At 66.2% G+C, this 1,256-nt stretch carries 1 protein-coding gene; it reads right to left on the reverse strand.

Annotation, left to right across the window (positions count from 1 at the left end; genetic code table 11):
• Positions 1–1,229: IS1182 family transposase (locus QYL93_RS31825; RefSeq protein WP_305747430.1), on the reverse strand; the 1,229-nt coding region annotated here is incomplete at its 3' end.
• Between the last annotated feature and the right edge of the window lie 27 nt (positions 1,230–1,256).

The raw sequence follows: 1,256 nt of genomic DNA on the forward strand, positions 1-1,256 counted from the left end.
ATGCTGAACTGCCGGAACCCCAGCACGTTCTTGATCCAGCCGTTGGGCGGCTCGGCGATCCACTTGCGCTTGCGGTAGGCCGCCTGTCCTTGCTCGGTCTTGAGCTTGGCAGCCATCGCTGCGGTGTGCGGGTACTCCTGGGAGTCGATCTCGGCGTGCGCCTTGCCTTCCCTGCCGAGTGCCACCACCAGATCGATCGGCGCACTCTTCAGGTTGTCCTCGCTGCGGTAGCCGGCGTCAGCCAGACCGAGTTCGGGTAGTTGGCCCAGGTTGTTGCCCACCGCCTGGATCATCGGCAGCAGCCAGTTCGCGTCGGGCGCAATGTTGTTCAGTTCGGCCGCCACGATGATGTGTGCGGCCTCGTCCACCGCCGTCTGGGCGTTGTAGGCCGGGTCGAACCCGCCACCGGCGCGCTTCATGATACGGCTGTCCGGGTCGGTGAAGTTCTCCTGTGCCTTGTCCTCGGGCACGCCGAACTCGCGCTTGTAGCGCCCGCCACGGGGCTGGCCATCTGGACCACGGGGGCGGCGCTCGTCGTCATCGCTGCGGCCTCGCTCAAGGTCCGCTTCGCGCTGGCGTTGCTCCAGGCGTTCGCGCGCCTCGCGGATGGCCGCCAGGCGCACCTCGCGCCGCTCGATCTCGGCGGGCAGGTCCAGCCCAGGCTCGTTGACCTCGGCCTCGTCGGTGGCCTTTGCACGCGCCAGCAGCGCGTCAATCTGTGCCTTGAGTTCAGCCTCTGCCTGCTTCATGCGCTCGTAGCTCATGGCCTTGTGGCGACTGGCGTTGGCCTTGACCTTGGTGCCGTCGATGGCCACCGTGCCCAGCTTGACCAGTCCCATCTCACGGGCGAGCCTGACCACTTGCACGAACAGATCCGACAACTCCTTCAGATGGAACGCCCGGAAGTCGCAGATCGTGCGGTGGCGCGGGAAATTGCCTGCGGCCAGCATCCGAAACGCCAAGTCCTCGTGCAGCCGGCGTTCGATCTTGCGCGAGCTGAACACGCCCGTGGCGTAGGCGTAGACCAGCACCTTGACCATCATCGCCGGGTGGAAGGGCTGGTTGCGCGAGCCACCGCCCTCGTAGCGCGCGTAGAACGCCTTGAGGTTCAGCGCATCAACGGTGTCGTTGATGAAGTGGGCCAGGTGACCTGCCGGCAGCCAGTCTTGCGGCGCGGCCGGCAGCAGCATCACCTGATCCGGTTCGTAAGGGCGGTAACTCGTGGGCATGCCCCATCAACGCACGCACCGTGCCAC

This window comes from Acidovorax sp. A1169 (assembly GCF_030704685.1).
Taxonomy (GTDB): Bacteria; Pseudomonadota; Gammaproteobacteria; order Burkholderiales; family Burkholderiaceae_C; genus Acidovorax.